This window comes from Labrenzia sp. R5_0, assembly GCF_017743835.1.
Taxonomy (GTDB): Bacteria; Pseudomonadota; Alphaproteobacteria; order Rhizobiales; family Stappiaceae; genus Roseibium; species Roseibium algicola.
Window position 1 is genome coordinate 25,247 of the sequence record NZ_JAGHRK010000009.1, and the last position, 20,812, is coordinate 46,058.

General features: G+C 53.3%; 20 protein-coding genes. 7 read left to right on the top strand and 13 right to left on the bottom strand.

Annotated elements, in window-relative coordinates:
- Positions 1-14: 14 nt before the first annotated feature.
- The 4 genes from trbF (at position 15) to trbI (ending at position 3,365) form a co-directional block, all read left to right on the top strand.
- Positions 15-677 (top strand): conjugal transfer protein TrbF, encoded by a 663-nt coding sequence (gene trbF / locus J7447_RS29010; protein ID WP_075284012.1) that lies wholly within the window; start codon positions 15-17, stop codon positions 675-677.
- 65 nt (positions 678-742) lie between these two features.
- A complete protein-coding gene (gene trbG / locus J7447_RS29015) occupies positions 743-1,540 on the top strand; it encodes a P-type conjugative transfer protein TrbG (RefSeq protein WP_139314253.1) in 798 nt (265 codons plus the stop codon).
- 2 nt (positions 1,541-1,542) lie between these two features.
- Positions 1,543-2,010 (top strand): conjugal transfer protein TrbH, encoded by a 468-nt coding sequence (locus J7447_RS29020; RefSeq protein ID WP_075284010.1) that lies wholly within the window; start codon positions 1,543-1,545, stop codon positions 2,008-2,010.
- An 11-nt stretch (positions 2,011-2,021) separates the two neighbouring features.
- Complete coding sequence (gene trbI / locus J7447_RS29025; protein ID WP_075284009.1) at positions 2,022-3,365, top strand: IncP-type conjugal transfer protein TrbI; 1,344 nt, start codon at positions 2,022-2,024, stop codon at positions 3,363-3,365.
- Between the two features lie 219 nt (positions 3,366-3,584).
- Here trbI and ccmI read toward each other — a convergent pair whose 3' ends face one another.
- From ccmI to J7447_RS29055, 6 genes are read right to left on the bottom strand one after another with little or no spacing between them, the layout of a single operon-like run.
- Positions 3,585-4,739, bottom strand: coding sequence for a c-type cytochrome biogenesis protein CcmI (gene ccmI, locus J7447_RS29030; protein ID WP_075284008.1), 1,155 nt, complete (start codon positions 4,737-4,739; stop codon positions 3,585-3,587).
- Positions 4,736-5,212 carry a cytochrome c-type biogenesis protein gene (locus J7447_RS29035; RefSeq protein ID WP_075284007.1) on the bottom strand — a complete coding sequence of 159 codons (477 nt, stop codon included), beginning with the start codon at positions 5,210-5,212 and terminating at the stop codon, positions 4,736-4,738. The genes ccmI and J7447_RS29035 overlap by 4 nt, the downstream gene beginning before the upstream one ends.
- Positions 5,212-5,775, bottom strand: a complete 564-nt coding sequence (locus J7447_RS29040; RefSeq protein ID WP_075284006.1) for a DsbE family thiol:disulfide interchange protein — start codon at positions 5,773-5,775, stop codon at positions 5,212-5,214. The genes J7447_RS29035 and J7447_RS29040 overlap by 1 nt, the downstream gene beginning before the upstream one ends.
- A gap of 3 nt (positions 5,776-5,778) precedes the next feature.
- Positions 5,779-7,776: a heme lyase CcmF/NrfE family subunit gene (locus J7447_RS29045; RefSeq protein WP_209171644.1), complete on the bottom strand. Its 1,998-nt coding sequence runs from the start codon at positions 7,774-7,776 to the stop codon at positions 5,779-5,781.
- Position 7,777: 1 nt separating this feature from the next.
- Positions 7,778-9,223 (bottom strand): ATP-binding protein, encoded by a 1,446-nt coding sequence (locus J7447_RS29050; RefSeq protein ID WP_075284004.1) that lies wholly within the window; start codon positions 9,221-9,223, stop codon positions 7,778-7,780.
- Entirely contained in the window at positions 9,220-9,942 is a 723-nt protein-coding gene (locus J7447_RS29055; protein WP_075284003.1) for a response regulator, read from the bottom strand. The genes J7447_RS29050 and J7447_RS29055 overlap by 4 nt, the downstream gene beginning before the upstream one ends.
- 366 nt (positions 9,943-10,308) lie before the next feature.
- Between J7447_RS29055 and J7447_RS29060 the strand changes: the two genes are divergently transcribed.
- Genes J7447_RS29060 through J7447_RS29070 form a run of 3 tightly spaced genes read left to right on the top strand, consistent with a single transcriptional unit; the run spans position 10,309 to position 12,677 of the window.
- Positions 10,309-10,722, top strand: a complete 414-nt coding sequence (locus tag J7447_RS29060; RefSeq protein WP_209171645.1) for a transposase — start codon at positions 10,309-10,311, stop codon at positions 10,720-10,722.
- The gene (gene tnpB, locus J7447_RS29065) at positions 10,716-11,072 is read left to right on the top strand and encodes an IS66 family insertion sequence element accessory protein TnpB (protein ID WP_209171667.1); all 357 of its coding nucleotides are present in this window, start codon (positions 10,716-10,718) and stop codon (positions 11,070-11,072) included. Before J7447_RS29060 ends, tnpB begins: the two co-directional genes overlap by 7 nt.
- A gap of 54 nt (positions 11,073-11,126) precedes the next feature.
- A complete protein-coding gene (locus J7447_RS29070) occupies positions 11,127-12,677 on the top strand; it encodes an IS66 family transposase (protein ID WP_209171646.1) in 1,551 nt (516 codons plus the stop codon).
- 253 nt (positions 12,678-12,930) lie between these two features.
- Here the strand turns inward: J7447_RS29070 and J7447_RS29075 are convergent, their stop codons facing one another.
- The 7 genes from J7447_RS29075 to J7447_RS29105 all read right to left on the bottom strand — a co-directional run bounded on the left by J7447_RS29075 (position 12,931) and on the right by J7447_RS29105 (position 20,787).
- Positions 12,931-13,362, bottom strand: coding sequence for a cytochrome c (locus tag J7447_RS29075; RefSeq protein ID WP_075284001.1), 432 nt, complete (start codon positions 13,360-13,362; stop codon positions 12,931-12,933).
- A gap of 156 nt (positions 13,363-13,518) precedes the next feature.
- The gene (locus J7447_RS29080) at positions 13,519-14,583 is read right to left on the bottom strand and encodes a YncE family protein (protein ID WP_075284000.1); all 1,065 of its coding nucleotides are present in this window, start codon (positions 14,581-14,583) and stop codon (positions 13,519-13,521) included.
- Positions 14,584-14,745: 162 nt separating this feature from the next.
- Positions 14,746-15,648 (bottom strand): prolipoprotein diacylglyceryl transferase, encoded by a 903-nt coding sequence (lgt, locus tag J7447_RS29085; RefSeq protein ID WP_075283999.1) that lies wholly within the window; start codon positions 15,646-15,648, stop codon positions 14,746-14,748.
- A 266-nt stretch (positions 15,649-15,914) separates the two neighbouring features.
- On the bottom strand, positions 15,915-18,077 hold the full coding sequence (locus J7447_RS29090) for a protein-disulfide reductase DsbD domain-containing protein (protein WP_208992418.1): 2,163 nt from the start codon (positions 18,075-18,077) through the stop codon (positions 15,915-15,917).
- Between the two features lie 528 nt (positions 18,078-18,605).
- Positions 18,606-19,868 (bottom strand): adenylate/guanylate cyclase domain-containing protein, encoded by a 1,263-nt coding sequence (locus tag J7447_RS29095; protein ID WP_083660785.1) that lies wholly within the window; start codon positions 19,866-19,868, stop codon positions 18,606-18,608.
- A 98-nt stretch (positions 19,869-19,966) separates the two neighbouring features.
- Positions 19,967-20,254 (bottom strand): copper-binding protein, encoded by a 288-nt coding sequence (locus J7447_RS29100; protein WP_055661655.1) that lies wholly within the window; start codon positions 20,252-20,254, stop codon positions 19,967-19,969.
- 23 nt (positions 20,255-20,277) lie between these two features.
- Positions 20,278-20,787 carry a cupredoxin family protein gene (locus J7447_RS29105; protein ID WP_083660791.1) on the bottom strand — a complete coding sequence of 170 codons (510 nt, stop codon included), beginning with the start codon at positions 20,785-20,787 and terminating at the stop codon, positions 20,278-20,280.
- Between the last annotated feature and the right edge of the window lie 25 nt (positions 20,788-20,812).

A 20,812-nucleotide genomic window follows, 5' to 3' on the forward strand; every position in this document is an offset into this window, starting at 1 on the left:
CAATAGGCAGTTAGATGGCAAAACAAACTCCAATTGATAATCCATATCTTGCCGCACGGATGGAATGGAACGAGCGATACGGCTCCTACATCCGCACCGCCCGCGTGTGGCAAGGTGTCGGTCTTATTTCCCTGGCGATGGCGACAATCGGCTTCGGCTTCGCACTCTACCAGAGCACCCAGGTCAAACTGGTCCCGTATATCGTCGAGGTGGACAAACTCGGCACGCCTGCGATCGGCGGGTTCCCGGCTCAGATCGAATATGCCGACGAACGCGTCGTTCGCTCCATGCTCGGAGCCTGGATTGCTAACTTCCGTTCTGTCACGCCGGATACGGTCGTTGCGAAGGGCTACATCGACCGGGTCTACGCAATGCTCCGGCAGACAGATGTCGCCACCCAGAAGGTCAACAACTTCTACCGGACGAACTCTCCGTTCGATCGGGCGCAGTCCCGCACCGTGTCCGTCGAGGTGACCAGCATCGTGCCGCTCTCCAATCAATCCTATCAGATCGACTGGACCGAGATCGAACGGGACCGGAAGGGCAAGGAGCTTCAAACGAAGCGCTGGCGCGGGGTAGCAAATGTCACGCTCTCGCCTCCACAGGACGAAGCGATCATCCGGCTTAATCCGATCGGCCTTTATCTCAAGGACTTCGACTGGACCGCTCAACTGTAAGCAATCCACGCGCTCAGAAAGTAAGAAGAATGTTTCGGAAAACCAGACGGCACGCGGGCTTATGCTTGTTCGCGGCCGCAGCTGCCATCACCGCCTTGCCTGTTCAATCCTTGGCTGCTGACTACACAGCAAAGGAACTGCGGGCCCTCGGTCTGTCGAGCGACTGGCGTAACGGCCGCGGCGTCATCACCAAAGGTCCGGACGGCAAGGTGATCTATCTCTATGGCCAGGTCCAGCCAACCGTTGTCTGTGCTCCCCTGCAGGTCTGCGACATCGAATTGCAGCCCGGGGAAGCTGTTCGCAATGTCATGGTCGGGGATACGGTTCGCTGGAAAGTGGATCCTGCAACATCCGGGGGCCCCACCGGAAACTCGGTTCACCTGATCATCAAGCCGACAGAACCCGGGCTCGTCACATCGATGGTGGTGACGACATCGAGGCGCACCTATCAGATCAAACTTCAAAGCGACAGTCACCGTTACATGGCCCGGGTAGGCTTCGATTACCCGGAAGATATCCAGGCCAAGTTCGAAGCTGCCAATCGTCAGCTTGAGACGAGCATCATCCCGGGCGCCGGCGTCCCGGCCGAAAACCTGGACTTCAAATTCAATATTCATGGTCAAGCGCGCTGGCGGCCGACCCGCGTCTATTCGGACGGTCTCAAGACCTACATCCAATTTCCAAATGGAATGGCGTCCGGTGATGCCCCGGTTCTTTATATCACCGCCGGTGGACAGAACCAGATCGTCAATTATCGCCTGAAGGGCAGCCTCATGATCGTGGACTACATGATCGACCAGGCGGTGCTCGTTTCCGGTGTTGGCTACAGCCAGCAAAAAATCCGTATCAACAGGGGAGGGTGACCATGTTGTACACGCGCCGCTCAATTTTGAAAGCCATCAGCATTTCGGCCCTCGCAACTCCGATGGCTGGCTGCATGACATCACAAAGCGGTTGGTTCAACCCAACAACAAGCATTGACGCCGCCAATCTGTCTCCTTCCGCTGCGAGCATCGTCGCCGGCGACATAGTGGCGAAACTCTCCGAGCATGTCGGAGCAGGAACGGGAACCATCTTCCTAAAAGCCGACAATTCAGAGTTCGCCCTGGCCCTGGAAAGCTCTCTGCGGGAATGGGGGTATGCGGTAGCCGAAGCGGATCAACAGCCATCGGGCGATACCATCATTCCCCTGGCCTACACGATCGACTCCGATGCGGGGCAAATCTTCGCTCGTCTCACCACGCCAACTGTCGAATTGGCACGGACCTATCAGGCAACGCCAACCGGAGCATCACCGACGAGCCCGGTTTCCGTTTTGACCAGAACTGTCTAGAGGCGGCACTCATGAGCAATTCGGAATCGAACGTGCATCTGGCGGGTGGCGATATCCGGCCCGATGACGAAGCTCCCAAGATACGGCGCCTGAACAAACTTCCCATTGTCTTGTTCGTCGGGCTTATCGTCGTGTTCGGCGTCGTGATCATCATCGGCCTTGCCAACCGTGGCATCAACTCCGGGGACAATTTTGCCGGAGACGAAGGCGGCGCGCCGGCGAGTGGCTTTGCGGATCAGCTCAAAGCCGGAATCAGCAATGGCGTCATAGATCCCCCCAGTCAGCTTATTGCAGGGGTTCAACCAGACCCGGTCAGAGCCGCGGTTCCGGAGAAGGTTCAACAGCAGAGACCTTTCGGGAACCCGTTTCAACCGGAACCAGGCAAACCCGACGAGGTCTCGGCTCCGCAGCAATCAGAACCGGATTGGCGTGCTCAACTGGACCAGCGGTTTGAGGAACAACAACTCCAGGAGATGCATCGGCAGCGGATGAAGCGGCTTCAATCAATCGATGCCGCCAATGACAGCCCCACCACCGTGAACCTCGGCGAACTACAAGGCCAGGGGCAGGGGATTCAAACCACCCAGGGCAATCAAACGGGCAACGGCACCTTTACACGAGGTCCAACATCACCTGATCTCCTGTCGGCTGCCTTGCAGGCGGCTCAAGGCGGGACTGCCAATGCTGATCCAAACGGACAATACGGCAAACAAGCCTTTTTCAACCAAGACATTGCCGAGGCTGGATATCTCGCGAACCGCGTGGTTCCACAGCAATCGCCTTATGAACTGAAGCGTGGATCCGTGATCCCGGCAACGTTGATTACCGGCATCAATTCAGACCTCCCTGGCCGGATCACTGGCCAGGTCCGACAGAACGTCTATGACAGCGCAACCGGACACCATCTTCTGATCCCCCAGGGAACCAAGCTGTTCGGCCGGTACGATTCCGACGTGTCGTTCGGTCAGAACCGTGTGTTGGTCGTCTGGACGGATGTTGTCTTCCCGAACGGCGCCACCTTGCAGATCGGCTCAATGGGGGGAGTCGATGGTGAAGGCTATGGCGGTTTCAAGGACAAGGTGAACAATCATTACCTTCGGACTTTTGGATCCGCAGCACTTCTTGCGATTATCGGAACGGGGATCGATATGGCAGTACCGGAAAGCTCTACGCTTGCCACCCAGGAGACTGCGTCCGATGCTGCCCGCCGAAACTTTGCGGAAGTGTTCGGCAGGGTGGTTGAGCGGACTATTAGCAAGAACCTCGATGTCCAGCCGACACTGCAGATCCGACCGGGGTATAATTTCAACATCCTCGTTGATCAGGACATCATCTTTCCAGGAAAACACAGTTAAGATTTAGCCTCAACAAACTCATGTTTCACTTCTGCTTTTGCTGACTAGGAGCTGTTGACTTTCCAAGTAATGAACTGTTGCTATGAGTGCTCCCTTTTTAGCACTTAAACCGTTTTATGGCATTCAAAATGGAATGCGAAGACCTGCAAATTGGCGCGTCGCGGTGTCGTTCAAAATGTCTAGGCGCAGCCACTACCTGCACAGCAGCGTCGGTTCGATTCATCCCTTGAGATCCGCAAGCGCCTTTTTGACCTTTAATCGCCTCGGGTCGTTCGAGGACGTACTGGAAAGCAACGCATTTGCTCGTTCAAAAGCTCCTATAGCTTGTTCGCGTTCACCAAGAACCGTGTATGCATTTGCAAGTCTCAGCCAGCCATCGAGATCGCCTGGCTCGCTCTCGAGCCGACCGGCCAGGCGTTCGACCATGGACCTGATAAAATCACTGCGGTCTTCGTCACTCAATTCCGTTGCGGCTATAATATCTGCAGCTGTTGGGCCGACTTCGTTGACGTCAACAAAATCAGAAACTGTAAGGCGCGGCTTGCCCTCGGACTTGCCAACTCTGTTTGCTTGTTCGACAAGCGGGTTCATCCATGGTTCATAAGCACGAGCCAATTCTAACCTAGTAACAAGCAGTTCGTAGGCATCCTGGTCCTGGCCCGATTGCGACAGGGCAAGAGCCTTATAGAAAACTGCTGCCGGATTTTCCGGATTCATTTCCAAAGCTTTTTCAATCGCGCGCTCAGCACGGGGAGTAACTATGCCTTGTTCAATTCTGACCAATGCTTCAGCGAGCATTGACCAGCTTGCCGACGTGTTGCCGTCGCGGTTAGAGACCTCCTCCAAGGCTTGCACAGCCTCTTCAAGACGGTCCAACCGCAAATAGGTTTGACCGAGAAGCAGCCAGCCTTCGGCGTCGCCGCCGTTCGGATCTCGTTGTAACCGTAAAAGCAGTCGTTCAACCAGTGCTGCAACCTTCGCGGCTTCCTCCCGTTCTCCATTGCGGTCAGCATACGCAATTCCGGGAAGCGCTGGCGATCCCCTAACCACGTAGTACCCAACTGCAATTGCCGGCACCAAGATCGCACAAAACACGAGTCCCAAGCTTCCCTTTGAGACAGGCTCTGATCGCGTTTTTTTGCTGCGACGGGCTGCGGAGACTATTCGCCGCTTGATTTCGTGCCTGGCAGCATCTGCCTCACTCTCGGAGATGAGGCCAGATTCGCTGTCTCTTTCCAACTCATCGAGTTGGTCAACAAGAATTGAAGGCGTTACTTGTTCATCTGTAACTTCAGTCCTTTTCTTCCAAAGAAGTGGTGCAAGAACAAACAAAACGGCCAACAACGACAGTGCTGCGATAGTGAGCCAGATCATTTCTTGCCTCCATTCCTGTGGTCCGCAACGAAGCGTTCAACCAGCGCTTCCTCTTCAACGGTCAGCGTATTCAACGAATTTTTTCGACTGAACCTCGTAAGTATTCGCCACCCAAATGCAAGAATTATCATCACCAAAACTAGCGGTGAGAGCCAGAGGGCATATGTCGTTGGCTTGAATGGAGGCCGCAGTAAAACATAGTCGCCGTAACGTGCCTGGATGAACGCAATCACCTCTTGGTTGCTGTCTCCGGCTTTAAGCCGTTCGCGTACCAATAGGCGCAGGTCGCGCGCGACACCTGCGTTCGAACTGTCGATATCCTGGTTCTGGCAGACTACGCATCGCAGTTCCTTAGAAATCGTTCTAGCTCTTGCTTCCAGAACGGGGTCGGATAATTTTTCGTCAGGCTCAACTGCCATTGCGAAGGCCGTTGAAAAAACAAAGAGCAGTGTGAGAACCGGAATAAACCGCATCAGCTATTCCCCACCCTGAGCACACCGGCTTCAACCAGTGCCGCCCGGAATTTGCTTATCGCCACCTCTCCGACGATCGGACCAACGTACCGGAACAGAACAATACCATCCGACCCAACGACAAAGGTTTCGGGAACACCGGATATTCCCCACTCAATCCCCGCGCGACCTGTCGTGTCAGCACCAATCCGCTTATAGGGGTTTCCCAACTCAGCCAGCCATCGCGCTGCGTCTTCCGGTTTGTCTTTGTAATTGATGCCGAATAACTGAATTCCGTCACGATCAACCAGGTTTGTGAGAACCGCATGCTCCGCACGACATGGAACACACCATGATGCGAAGACGTTCACGACCACAGGATTTTCATTGTTCAGTAAATCTTCTCGCGAGAGACCCGGAACTGATATTCCCGCGACAGGTTCAAGCGCAAACTCGGGAGCAGGTTGAGATATCAGAACAGACGGGATCTCATTCGGATCGCGTTCCGGATTCAGTCCCCAGAGAAAAAAAGCGCCAACAATTAAGGCAATCAGCAAGGGGACAATTGCAAGTAATCGGTTCATTGTTCACTCCGCTGGAACGACTTCACACGCGATCTTGGTTTTCTTTGGAGCTCCAATGCGCAGGCGTCTGTCAGTCAATGACAAACAACCACCAAGGACCAGCATCAACGCCCCCAGCCAGATGAAATTGACCAACGGCTCGTACAGTATCCGGAGAGTCCAGGTGTCCGACGTACCCGCCTGTTCTGCCGCGGGCTCTGCAATCGACGCATAAAGGTCGCCCGCGAGAGTAGAGCGAATTGCAGATTCAGTCGTAGAACTTTGGGCAACTGGGTAGTTTCTGCGTTCCGGATATAATGTTGTCACGAACTGGCCATTTCTCTCGACAAGAAGGACGCCACGGTTAGCGATGTAATTTGGTCCGCGAATTTTATCCACGCCCAGGAACGACACCTCAAAGCCCGCAATAGAAACTGAAGAACCGGGTTTGACGAAGACGACTTCTTCAGACTTCCACGCGCTCGAACCGATAAATCCGAACATCGCGATCGCAAGCCCCAAATGTGCAGCAGTCATTCCGTGAGCAGCTCTAGGGAGCCCGTAGGCTCTCCGCATCGCCACCGCGAACGGCACTTCGAAAAGGCGAATCCGCGACATCCATTCCCGCACTGTCGCAAAGGCGAGCCAGAATGCGAGAAGAAGGCTTGCATATGCCAGAACCGGACCGCCGCGCGCCACGTACCAGACGATCAGCGTTGCAGCTACGCAAATGAGTGCAACGAATTTAAGCCTCTGCACTACTCCTGCAAGATCCGCTCGTTTCCATGAAAGAAACGGCCCCAGCCCCATGAAAAAAACGAGTGGCAGCATCATCGGAATAAAAGCGGAATTGAAAAAGGGAGGCCCGACAGAGACCTTTTCACCACTAACTGCCTCTAGAAACAGGGGGTAAAGAGTTCCAAACAAAACAATCCCGGTGGCAGCTGCCAAGATTAAGTTATTCAGAAGTAAACCAGCCTCTCTGCTGATGGGCTTAAAAAGCCCACCGGGTTCCATGGTAGGCGCCCGCCAAGCAAAAAGCAGCAGCGAACCTCCGATGGACAATGCAAGTAGCATCAGAATGTAGAGCCCTCGTTCGGGATCAACAGCGAAAGCATGAACCGATGTCAAAAGGCCAGAGCGGACGATGAATGTTCCAAGCAGCGAGAGTGAAAACGTCAATATTGCCAGCAGTACTGTCCAGCTTTTGAAGGCATCGCGCTTCTCGGTAACAATAGCGGAGTGTAGCAATGCAGTACCAAGCAACCAAGGCATAAAACTTACGTTTTCAACCGGGTCCCAAAACCACCAACCACCCCACCCTAGCTCGTAATATGCCCACCAGGACCCCAGCGCGATGCCAGCGGTGAGGCTAACCCAAGCAGCGAGCGTCCAAGGACGCACCCAACGTGCCCAAACAACGTCAATCCGGCCTTCAAGCAAAGCTGCAACAGCGAATGAAAAGACAATAGAGAAGCCGACATATCCGAAATAAAGCAGCGGCGGGTGCATCGCGAGGCCCACGTCCTGGAGGAGAGGGTTTAGGTCGTTTCCATCGCTGGGTGGAGGAAATATCCGTTCAAACGGATTAGACGTCAGGAGCAAAAAGGAGAGAAACCCGACACTGATCCAAGCCTGAACAGCAAGTACACGAGCCTTCGTGGCTTCAGGAATATTTCTGCCGAAGAGAGAGACACCTGCCCCAAATATTGTCAGGATAAGGACCCACAGAAGAAGCGAACCTTCGTGACTACCCCAGGTACCCGCAATTTTAAACAGGAGTGGTTTAAGTGAATGGGAGTTTTCTGCAACATTGCGAACAGTGAAATCACTGACGATGAATGCCTGCATCAAGGCGCCAAAGGCCATTAATGTGAAGATAACCTGACCAATTGAGAGTGAGCGGGCTGTCCGCATCCATATCAGATTTCCCCGCACAGCGCCTACGATCGGCACGATGCTCTGGACGAGTGCAAGTGCCAGCGCCAAGGCCAGCGCAAAATGACCAATTTCAGGTGTCATGTCAGCATCCTGTTTTTACGAATCCCGCATTGCCTGCACTTTCCTTCAGCTCTGGCGTAAGAGAATCTTCGGAAAGCGGAATTCTTAACTGGGCAACCAAGCCTTTGCCTTCTCTGTTTGAAAGCGAGATGTCTCCACCATGAGAACGCGCGATGGTCCGAGAAATGGACAAGCCAAGGCCGTGACCGCCGGTTTCAAGTGACCTTGATTCCTCTAGCCTGAAGAACGGTTCGAAAACCTGTTCCAGCTGGACTTCAGGTATGCCCGGCCCGTCGTCTTCAATACTGACCAGCAGAGTTTGGTCCTGAACCTCGTAGTTCACTCTGGCGTTTCCGCCGTAACGGAGAGCGTTTTCAATTAGATTTCGTAAAGCGCGCCTAAAGGCCAAGGGACGGACACGGATGTGAACCTCGCGGTCCTTTTCGAAACTGAAAGGCTCCACAACGTTTTTTTGCAGCGAACTTAGAGTCTCTCCGACTTCGATAAGTTGTGTGTTCTCCGAGCCTATGAGGCCTCGTGCGAAGGTTATGGTTGATTCGACCATAGATTGCATTTCCTCCACACAGGCGACCAGGCTTGTACGTGTTTCTTCGTCGTCAACCATCTCCGCGCGGACGCGCATCGCTGTGAGGGGGGACTTCAAATCATGGCCCAGAGATGCCAGCAATTTCGTCCGATCGGCGACAAACCGGGTCAACCTATCCTGCATTTGGTTAAACGCCCTGGTAAGATTTTTCACTTCCAACGGACCGGCAACCGGAAGTTCGGAGACCTCTTCACCGCGCCCCAACTTGTCGGCAGCAGAGACCAGTCTTCTCAGGGGCCCGGTCAAGCGAGCGAGCAAAAACCAGAAGACGACCATCAAAATTAGGGCAGCCGTCAGAGCGAAGGTCAGTGTGGCGAAAAACGGCCACTGCAGTGGCGGGCGTTCAAAGCGCGTACCCACATTCAGCCATTGACCTTCAGATAGGGCGATCGACAGATTCATTTCAACCGCCGACAGCTCTCCCCGCATCATAGCCTTGTGCATTTCGGCCATTTCTGCCGACAAATGCGGCAGCGGAAGTATCTTGCCTTCAATCTGCCGGAGCTCTACTCGAATGTCTTTACTGTAACCGTCTCCCAGAAGCTTGCGAACACGCGCTTCAATGACACCACCGTCTGAATAATCACTAACAGATACCTCTGGCTTCGTTGAAACATCGAATCGAACCAAGGGAGAATCTGCAGCTCCCAAAATCGCTGGCCGCAACTCTGACGGTGTGCTTTCCAACAGCCGCGCAACATTTGCCGCTCTTCCGGCTGCCTCAAATCCAAGCGCCGCCCGAATCGCGAGACTTCTTTCATCTGCAAACAACCAAAGACTAATCACCTGGGCCGCGGTCAAAGCGGCAATCACCAACAATGTCAGTTGAACGATCAGTGTGTTGAACGGCCACTTTATCATTCGAGCACCTCGACGTCGGCGGACAGGCAATACCCGCCGTATCGAACGGTTGTTATTATGCTCGGTCGAAGCACATCGGGCTCAATCTTACGTCTTAGTCTGCTGATCTGATTGTCAATTATTCTGTCAAGCGGGCCCGCGGACTTTCCAGCTGTCAGGTCAAGCAACTGCTCTCTGCTGAGCACGATACGTGCTCTTTCCAGCAACACGATCAGAAGCTTGTAGTCCGCTGTCGTCAGTGGTGTTTCGCCACCTGAAGTGTCAACCAACGATCGACGATCAGAATCCAAGATCAGATGCGCGAAGCGGATTTTTTTGCCGGCGAACCCACCTCCATGTTTCTCCTGCTGGTTTGCCCGTCGAAGAATAGCCTTAATGCGTGCGAGAAGCTCTCTCGGATTGAACGGCTTGGCAAGATAGTCGTCCGCGCCGATTTCAAGTCCGACAATCCGGTCGGTATCTTCGCCAAGAGCAGTCAGAAGGATGATCGGCAATTTACGTGTTGTTGAAATTCGCTGGCATACGGACAATCCGCTTTCTCCAGGCATCATCACGTCCAACACGATCAAATCATAATGGCCATTGGACAACTTTACATCCATTTCGCGGGCATCTTTTGCTGATGATGCTCTAAGACCATTCTTTTCGAGAAAGCACGTTACGCTATCCCGAATTTGCTGATGGTCATCGACGACCAGAATATGCGCTGCTTCTGACATGGTCTTGTTTTACTGGATAATCGCTCAGCTCGTCAGAGGCCGTTTTGTCTCCGATTGTATCAAAATGACAAATTACTACTGCCCGATACAATCGAGCTCGCGCCGCATGCCAGATCTATGTTTTGCTATCAATGTTTTTCTGGACGATTGGGATACAGACACAAAGGAGGCAAATTTCTTCTAGATCTGCGGCGTTGTTACTTCTCTTAGGGACGGCAGCATACGCGGCTCATGCCGGCTCGACACCCCGTTTGATTAAAGGAACTTTAGTCGCTTTGTTCGTAAGCGCCGTCTGCGCCCCACGTTGCCAGACCTCACACTGGTTGCGATTTGATACGCATCTCACTTTTGGGAGTGCGTTTCGCAATGTGTGCTACAAATTCGTTTCTCAAATCTCTGGGTGTCGAGATCTATGCGTCTGGTCAACGTCGATGGCCGGATGAGGTGAAGGCACAGGCCGTCGCGGAGACGCTGGCGCCGGGCGCGACGGTCAATGGCGTGGCGGCGTGTTACGGCGTGAAGCCGAACCATCTTTCGGCATGGCGCCGGTTGGCCAAGCAGGGCAAGCTGATCCTGCCCGCCGCGAAGACCGCCGAAGAACCGACAGCCTTCGCGCCCCTCGTGCTTTGTGAACCGTCTGCTGCTCGGGCTCAGGAGGCCCCACCGCGATCGGACTACGTGCTCCGCATCGTTTTCGGCGATGTGACGATTGATCTGGCAGCCGACACGCCCGCGGTGCGGGTGGCGGAGATCGTTCATGCGCTCGGGGCTTCATCTTGATGCTGCTTTCGCACAATGTCCGCATTTTTGTGGCGACGCGGCCGGTCGACTTCAGGAAGGGCCACGACGGGCTTGCCGCGCTGACGCAATCGGTGCTGAAGGAGGACCCGTTCACCGGCGCTGTGTTCGTCTTCCGGGCCAAGCGAGCTGACAGACTGAAGATCTTGTTCTGGGATGGATCCGGCCTGGTGATGGCCTACAAGCGGCTGGAAGAAAATACATTTACCTGGCCAGCCGTTCGAGACGGCGTGATGAGATTGAACCGGGCGCAGTTCGAGGCGCTGTTCTCGGGCCTGGACTGGCGCAAGGTCAAGGCTCTGGAGGCCAGCCGGCCCACTGCGGCAGAATGAATCAGGTGCCGGAAATGGCGGGCATCCGGAGCGGTCCCGGGCTATTCTCGGCCCATGCCCTCCACTGTCGCCATTGATCTTTCCGCGATCCCCGCCGACCAGCGTGATGCTGTCGCCGCGCTCCTGCGCGAAAGGGATGCGCTCAAGGAGATCAACAGGCGCCTGGAGCACCTGGTCGCGGAGTTGAACCACGCGGTTCACGGCAAAAGGTCGGAGAAGCTTAGCGAAGACGAACGGCAGCTGGCTTTCGAAGACCTCGAGACAGCCATTGCCGAGGTTGAAGAAAGCCAGGACGCGCAGCTCTCCTCTGAGGGGAAAACCCGCCGTCCGGCGCGTCGCAATCGGGGCAACCTGCCGAAGGACCTTCCGCGCATCGAGCGTGTGATCGAACCTGATAGCCTGCAATGTCCCTGCGGTTGCGGAGTGATGCACAAGATTGGCGAGGATCGCACGGAGCGGCTGGATATCGTGCCCGCACAGTTGCGCGTGATCGTCACCGTCCGCCCCAAATACGCCTGCCGCGCCTGTACCGACGGCGTCACGCAGATGCCGGCACCGGCTCATCTCATCGAAGGCGGTCTGCCGACGGAAGGCGCCATTGCGCATGTTCTGGTTGCCAAGTACGCGGACCATTTGCCCTTGCACCGGCAGAGCCAGATCCTTGCCCGGTCGGGCATCGGTATCCATCGGAGCACGCTGGCGGATTGGGTCGGCACCGCCGCGTTCCACCTGGCCCCCGTGGTCGACCGGCTGGCCGAACATCTGAAGGTGTCGACCAAACTGTTCATGGACGAGACCACGGCGCCGGTGCTGGATCCGGGCCGCGGCAAGACGAAGACCGGATATCTATGGGCCTTGGCCCGTGACGACCGGGCCTGGGGTGGGGACGATCCACCCGGCGTGGTCTTCTTCTATGCGCCCGACCGCCGCGGAGAAAACGCGGAGACATTCCTGCGTGGCTTCGACGGGGTCCTGCAACTCGACGGCTACCAGGGCTACAATTGCCTGACGCGCTCGTCCCGCAAAGGCGGCGATCCGATCCGCGTGGGCCATTGCTGGGCCCACGCACGGCGGAAACTGAAGGAAGTCTTCGACCGCGACGGCTCCGAGATCGCGGCCGAAGGCTTGCGCCGGATCGCCGAGTTCTACAGGGTCGAGGCCGATATCCGCGGCACGGCGCCCGGGCAGCGGCTCTCGGCAAGGCAGGCCCGCACCGCGCCTCTGGTCGACGCCTTCGGACAATGGCTGCAAGAGCAACGTCGACGGGTATCCGCCAAGTCCCGTCTTGGCGAGAAGCTTGCCTACATCCATCGCCACTGGGATGGTTTGCAGACCTTCCTCCACGACGGCCGTGTCGAGATCGATAGCAACAGCGTCGAGAATCTGATCAGGCCAATTGCATTAAACAGGAAAAACGCCTTGTTCGCCGGGCATGACGAGGGTGGCCGTACCTGGGGTCGCATCGCATCCCTCATCGAGACCGCGAAGATCAACAACGTCGAGCCCTTCGCCTATCTCAAGGGCGCCCTCGAAGCCATCGCCGCCGGACACCCAAAAAGCCGGATCGACGAACTCCTGCCATGGAACTTCACGCCGTCAAACTGAAACCACGTGGGGCGCAGACTTCGCTTACCTTTGTTCATGCCGCGGCGGGGAGATTGCGCGAGATGACAGGTCAGCGTTAGCTGCGCTCAGAGCAACATGGCACCTAAAAAATGCTAAGGAGCATTAATGGCTACCGGTGTCGCTGAAACGCAAAAAATAGGGATTGCGGTTTGATGCCCGGACAGGCGTAGATGGATTGCAGTGCGTCCATCAACGCCAATCTCGCTAGCGTTGCAACATGATCGAGTATGCGTCACATGGTATGCGGTTTGTATGTGATCCCATTCGCCGTTTGCAGTTCGCGGACGTAACGTATGATCAAAGTCACTTCGTCTTGCGTGACCTGGGGTTGACTCGGCATGTTGCCAAAGGACCAATGATGTCGCCTGACGCCTTTCTTTGCAGCAGAATAAAAGGATTCGTCCGGATGATGTCCGGGGTTGTAGATGTCATTAAGCAGTGGCGGACCGCTTTTCGTTCCTGTCGCATTCACTCCATGACATGCGGCGCAGTTGTCATTGAAAAGTACCTCTCCAGCTTCAGCTTCACCTGAAAATGCTGGCAGCTGTACGGTTAGACTATTCACCCCGGCTTCAGGCTGAAAGGCCCTGAAGACGAACAAGCCTATTCCAAGGCCAAAAAAGCCGAGAACGAAAAATTTAGGCAGGTTTTCAGATATTTTCATTCCAAATCTCCGTGTCTCCGTTAATGCTGGAGACGTGTTTTTCCACAATGACGATATCGCATATGTTTGCCGTTTGAGCTCCCGCCCCCCTTTTTTCGACAGTAGAGAAGAGACTACGAAATCATTCATCCGACTTTTTGTTGAAAGCTCATCCGTTCAGCGCAAACTGAACATCTGATGGCCTTCACCCTTAATGGCAATCTTATCTGCGATACTCAGATCGGACAGATCGACAACCCAGACAAAGGGCTCGGCTCTTGACGAAACGAAGGCGCGATCCGTCCCCCTTACAGTGGTCAAATGATAGGGGGCAGGTGACAAGGAAACTGTGATAATGTCTCCGGAGACCAGATCGACTGACGCCATCTTGTCCTCGTCGGTAACGCTGACAAGCAATCGTTGTTGGTCGTTCGTCAGATCAAGACCGTGAATATCGCCGCCAATATCAAAGGTACGCTGAATGTTGCCTGTATTGAGTGCCAATTCAAACACTTGTCCGACAGTGGGGTCGGCAACATAAAGTTTCCCAGATGACCTATCTGCAGCCATATGTTCCGGAGACTGGCCGACCAGCATGTTTCGCCGAACGATGCCACGGTCCAGATCGACTTCACTGATTGTTCCGTTGCCGGCATTTGACACGTAGACCGAACCCGGCTCACCACCAAATGCCAGGTAGTTTGGGTTGCCACCTGTTGGAACAAAAGTCTTTAGTTCAAAAGTGGACAGATCGATGATCGATATGCCATCGTTTGACGGGTGAGTTGCAACAGCGAAGCGTTCATCGGGAGAAACCGCAACGTGATGCACAGCCCCTGGGACTTCGACCTTTCGCACGACCTCGCCGGTCTCCAAATTCAGAAAGCTCAATAGGCTTTTGCCTGCCCCGACCGGAGTGCCTGCCTGTTTCTTTGAGGATGAATGATGCGCTGCATGATCCTCTTTCGTAATTGTATCGGGTTTGCTTTCATCAACAGCTTCATCGCCAATTTCCGAAAGACTACCGGCAACAAGAGTTTTTTTGTGTTTTACCACCGAAAGCCCGTGCGCAGCTTCGACATTTGTGAACCGACCCACCACAGATCCGCTTTTTACATCCACAACCGACACGGAATTCGAACTACCCTCGGGAATGTAGACCGTTTGCGAAAAGGCAACTCCGATGGAAAGTGTAATGAGGGATGATGCTGTCAGGAGACGAAGAACAGTATTACGTTTCATTTTAGGTCTCTTTGAGTTGTGAGCCCGCTCTCGGTGGGTCTAAGCCAAGCTGATCGACGTTGAGAAACCGGATGGACTATTTTCCGGGAAGCAAGAAGCTGTTTTACAGAACCGGACGGTTACACGGAATTGACAGGTAGACGCTCGGGTTCTTCTCCTTCTCTAGGAGACTGACGCATGATGCCCACGAGGCCGCATACAGATTAAACCAAGACCAACCATGACCATTGGTAGTGACAGCAATTGTCCCATGGTAACGCCCCAAGTTTCGAAATGTAGAACGTGCCCGATCGGATTTCCAAGAGTGATAAATTGCGCGTCCGGTTGCCGGAAAAGTTCAACCAAGCTCCTTGCGATTCCGTAGCCGGTCAGAAATACGCCCGTTAGGGCCCCAGGCCGTTTCAACGAGCCGTGTTTCAAAGCCAGATACAGCAACAATCCGCCCAGAACGATGCCTTCGAGAACAGCCTCGTAAAGCTGGGAAGGGTGACGGGCGCAAAGACCTTCTATGCCTGGACAACTCTGTGCCAGTTCTCCCGGAAAAACGACACCCCACCAAACCTCCGTCGGCCGTCCCCAAAGTTCATTATTTATGAAGTTTGCAACTCGGCCGAAAAACAATCCGATAGGGGCGGCTAGCGCCAAAAGGTCAGTGATCGAGAAAAACGGGAAGCGATAGCGGATGCAGTAGACGAGCACTGCTATCGATACGCCCAGAAAGCCGCCGTGAAATGACATTCCACCTTGCCACACTTTCAGAATTTCAAGCGGGTTCTGCAGATAGAATGCAGGCTGGTAAAATAAGATGAAGCCAAGGCGCCCGCCCAGTATGACACCGAGCACGATCCAAATCATGAGATCTTCGAATTGCGCCGATGTCATGGGGGGATTCCCGGGTCGCCAAAGCTTGGCGTTACGGATCAAGGAAACGCATAGACGCCAGCCGATCAGGATACCGGCAATATAAGCAAGAGCGTACCAACGTAGCGCAAATCTGAAGGTGCCGATTTCAATCGAAAAAAGTTCCGGGCTGATTTCCGGGAAGGGAATCGCCGCAATCTGCATTTCGCTCTCCGTTTCGAGTGTTATTGTCTCGTGTGTCAGGCAGGATCGTCCAATACACCTTCAAACTCGTAAGCTCTCGAGTAAGACTATCGAAAACATAGAAACGCCTCGTCATCACTATTCTGATTGTATCGGCTCGTCGCAATTGAGGCTTTTGATACAACGCGACACAATTCTGTAGATCGCTCATTCGCACAACAAGATCTACGATCAAATCCGAATATAATTTCTAATCGACAGGCAATGCAGACTGAAAACTACTATGTCTACTTGGAATTAGACCTTTCATTCTGACGGAGATTAAACCCGATAGAAGAACCCTTCGCAATCCTGAGAGCATCTATGATCTCCGACGAGGTGAGCAGTTCCGATAACACGATCCCTTGCGGAGCGCTCGGTCCGTAAACTGCATTAAAGGGAATGCCAAATCGGCCGAACGACGCAAGGTAGCGGGAAATCCCTTCGTCGGGCCGCGTCCAGTCCGCCTGCATCGCGGTAACGTTTTCCGTTCCAAGAGCAGAAAGCACAGGATCACGTTCGATGACCAGAGCCTTGTTTGCTTTACACGTAATGCACCAATCTGCCGTCACATCCACAAAGACCACCTGTCCCCGAGAAACCAGACGTGCAATTTCTCCCCGGTCGAATTGGACCCATTTCAAAGCTGGAAGCTCGTGAGGCGCCTTTTGTTGTGCCTGTGAAAGCGCAACGGGGGCGGCTAACGCCAGGCTAGCCAGAGTTCCACCGGCGATCAGCCGGATCCAAAATGCGCTCCGCCGCCAAGACAGCACGAAAACCAGCGCAGTCGCAAATAACCAAACGGCAACTGATGCCGGGAAGCCTGCAACACCTTTCAGAACCAAGAGCAACCAAAGAACTGTTCCGCCCAGCATGAGTCCGAGCAAAAACTTCAGATAGACCATCCATCGTCCTGGCTTTGGAAGAACGTTGACCAATCCAGGTAAAGCCGCAACGACCAGATAGGGTACCGCCAACCCCAATCCCAGACTTGTGAATACGATTAGAATATCGAGCCCGCGTCCAGCGAGCGCAAAGGCGACGGCTGTCCCCAGAAACGGAGCCGAACAGGGCGTAGCCAGGACAGCACCGAACAGCCCCGTCAGAAAGTCAGCCCAATATCCTCTGCCCGTCCCTTTGGTAGAGAGCCAGCTTTGTATGGAGGTTGGAAGCGAGATTTCGAATAGACCAAACAGATTGGCGGTGAAAACGACAAGTACGACTGCCATGAAGGCAAGGAAGACGGGATTTTGAAACTGGAGCCCCCAACCAACAGCAATACCCATGCGCTGCAACGCAAAAAGTGCGCCGGCAAGTCCCCAAACGAAAATCATTACGCCGAAGGCAGCTGCAAGAAAGCCGCCTCTGACTGACTGCATATTCCGACCCTGATGCTTCAACGCCGAGGACAACTTAATCGAAAGAACCGGCAAAACGCACGGCATGACATTCAGGATCAATCCGCCAATGAAGGCGATCAAAGCAATCCAGGCCACTTCATCGACACCAGGGGCAAGCGCCGCCATACTGAATGGGGGCGCAGGAACAGCTGATACCATTTTTGGCGATACGGTGACGGCACGCTCCTGCCCGTCCGTAATTGTTAGTGACGTATGACGAAAGGCAGTTTCTTCAAAAGAGAGAACGGGAAAACGCGCCCAGAGCCTTTTTTTCCCGTCTCCCAGACGGATATCCGGTTTTCCAAGCGCTATTCCGGAGCCCAGTTCGGGAAAAACATCTGGATCTTGAAATAGCTCCGTAGCCACCAAGTTGATAACCAACTCAGTGCGGTTCTCATCCAGAAATGCAGCGGCCTCCGTGATACTTGTCTCGGCACCTTCAAGCGGAATCTTGTCAGCATACTTGGCAATGAGGGAGCCCGAGACGCGGTCAATACCTGTTCCTGGTGATAGTAGTAGGGATAAATGAAGAGTTTCAGGTACACAAACATCTGAACAGACCAGAAGCGAGACATTGGCCGACAGGAGGGTTGCTTCTCCAGGTCGCTCCAAATTTATCTGAAGTGGAAAAACGACCTCGCCTTTATATCCGAAGTTTTCGATACCAAATGCCGTGAAACGCTCAGGCGCCGGCCATTCGAAACGAACGTTTTTTACGTTTTGAGACGCAGACCAATCAACCTGAGGCGGAATACCGACCTCGCCCGGAGAGCGCCAATACGTCTTCCAACCTTTATTCAGTTCAATCTGAATGCCGGCAGAAAGCGTAGACATACCACCAGCAACACCATCTTGAACCGTGATAAGCCTGGCACTTACCGCTGGCTTCGAGATGGTCTCGGAAGTCGCAGCTCTCGCGTTGTCAAAGAACATAGTTCCTAGACCAACGACAACAGTTAAGACCGTCAACACACCGAATTGCTGCTTAAACATCGACATTTTGAGTTCCAAAAAAACAAATCACCTAAGAACTATGCGGCGGCATGAATACGTTCATTGAGGCAACTAATGCCGGCGTTCTAACCTCAGCGCACAAGTGATTTCGTGCTGCCAGCGCGACGAAAGATCTCTAAATCAAGTCTTTCCGCTCCACCTCGAGATCAGGCTGATGCAAACATTTCATCGCGGGCAATACGACCTGCTCCGTCGCAAAGGTCAAGGATACGTTTCGATACAATCACCAACCCCATGTGAGCGATTGAAGCACGCAGAACCTCTAACTTCCGCAACCATGGTAAATCTGTCCGGATAAACCCACCAAGCAACTCGACTAAACCGTCGCTGATACGACTGCCCCGTGCGAAAGAAGCAGTCACATCGAAACTCACCAGATCATTTTACAGCAGCTTGATCGTCCGGTTCAGCCACCACAATTTAGCCGTCTCTGCCGACACAACCAATCCACCAATTTGTCAGCCAAGGCGCAAGCTTGCGCGGTCGATGAGAGACCGCGAACGAAGACGCCGACAACGGCTCATCCTACTGTGTCTTTGCTCTAGGTAAGTACAATATATCCAGTCTTGCATCCCGTCCTGGCAGTTTGGTGCCTTTCAACTGCATGAATTGTTGGGATGGGAAACCGAATTTCAACGCATGTACCAAATCCATCGATACGACGATCGATGCAGCGTGGTCCTTGGTAATTCGCTCTAATCGATGAGCCACGTTCACAGTGTCTCCAAGAACTGTAAATTCATCATGGTGCCCACTCCTCACGACACCACTTAGAATGCCGCCAAAATGCAACCCAATTCCGATTGAAAGCTTTTGCCCCACAAATTTTTCCATTCCGAGGAACCAACTATCAAGCGAGCTTGAAATCTCAAGTGCGCATGCCAGAGCCCTATCGCAATCATCATAAGTTTCCTTCGGAATTCCAAAGACCGCGAGAATTCCATCCCCGGTAAACTTGTCGACTACACCACCGTTGTTGAAAATTGACCGAGATGCGATCTGTCTGTACTCCGCCAAAATTTTCGCCAAGGTTTCCGGCGCAATAGTTTCCGATATCCGTGTAAAGCCGCGAATATCAATAAACATGACTGCTGCATGACTAGGTATGAGTTCTAGACCGCTACCTTTTTCCTGTAGCGTTGTCGCCAACTGTGGCGAGAAAAACCTGGATAGATTCAGGCGCATCTTGTCAGACTGAAGAGCCAGCACCTTGGTTGCCTGCAACTCCGCTGTAAAAAGGTAAACTGCTAACGAGGTGAAGCCAAAACTTACAGCCAACCCCAGGTCCTTGTTAAACAAACTACTGAAAAAGGACACCGTCCCCAAATTGTGATGCCAGATTGACTGAACAATCAATATTCCCAGCCATGCAACGAAGACTATGGATGAAAAAAGGACAACTCGTTTTCGATCCTGACGAAGAGCAACATGGTTTAGCAAAATAAAGGGAATTACAAGGCTCGTGGTTGTCAGATTGTGGTCTCCTGACATTTCAATATCAAGCAAATTACTATAAAGTACAAACGAAACCAAAATAGCATCAATTAAAATGTAAATCATGGTTGCATTGCGCCATCTTGGCCGGTAAAGGCTGGTAATTATGGCGGTCACCGTAGTAAGAAAATAGGTAAAGGCAACAATTGAATAAGCGGTAATATTATGATGCGAACTTTCAAGAAACAGGTTTACCGTGATAATTCCGAAGGCAACAATGCGAAACGCGTTCCAACGGATCTCCCGGGTAGTATCTACTCTGATTAACGATACGTTGTTGCACTCCTTTCTCAAATTCTATTCCTTTAAAAGAAGATCGACCGAAGTTCCCACTCAAAAATCGAGATTTTGACGGAAACTCCGGCCGTATGGGCGATGGGATTTCGCGAAAGCTATTTCTTTATTTCAATGACAGTCAGTTTTCCCGCAACCCTATCCGCGATGAATTCGATTTGACTGCCCTCTGACAGATCAGAGAGCATGCCTTCTTCTTTCGCGACGAAGACCATGGTCATTGCAGGCATTTCAAGGTTCTTTAGCTCCTCATGAATGATGGTAATTTTTCCACCCTTGAGGTCGATTTTCTTGACCGTACCTTTTGTGAATTCGGTCGCGAAGGTGCTGGTTATGCCGGCAACTGCCAGAAAAACCGCGAGCGAGATAGTGAGAATGTGTTTCATCTTGGCACCTTGGTTGAGATGTATCAGCTTGAAGGACGAATGTTCTTTTTGACGGTGATCTCACCGTGCATTCCGGACTCGTAGTGACCTGGAATGAGGCAAGCGAACTCGAATTTTCCAGCGTTGGTGAAGGACCAGACAATTTCTGCCTGTTCGCCGGAATCCAGCCTCACCGAATTCGGATCGTCGTGTTCCATTTCAGGGAATTTAGCCATGAGTTCTTTGTGCTCATGGTTCTTCTCAAGAGTATCAAGCACAAATTCGTGCTCGATTTCTCCCGTATTCTTTATACTGAACAGGATCGTTTCGCCTTTTTTTACGACGAGAGATCCTGGCTCGATGGTCATTCCATCATCGGTTTCTTTCAGCTCGACATGCACGACGCGGGTCACCCGCTTCCGCTCTCCGGGCTGACCAACGGCCATTTCTTCTACATGTCCGTGGGAACCTTCGTGGCCATCAGAGTGGCCACCCGTATGACTGCCTCCCGCCCACGCGGCACTCGTGAGGGCAAGCGCGACTGTAGTGGACATCAAAATTTTTCTCACAATATCTACC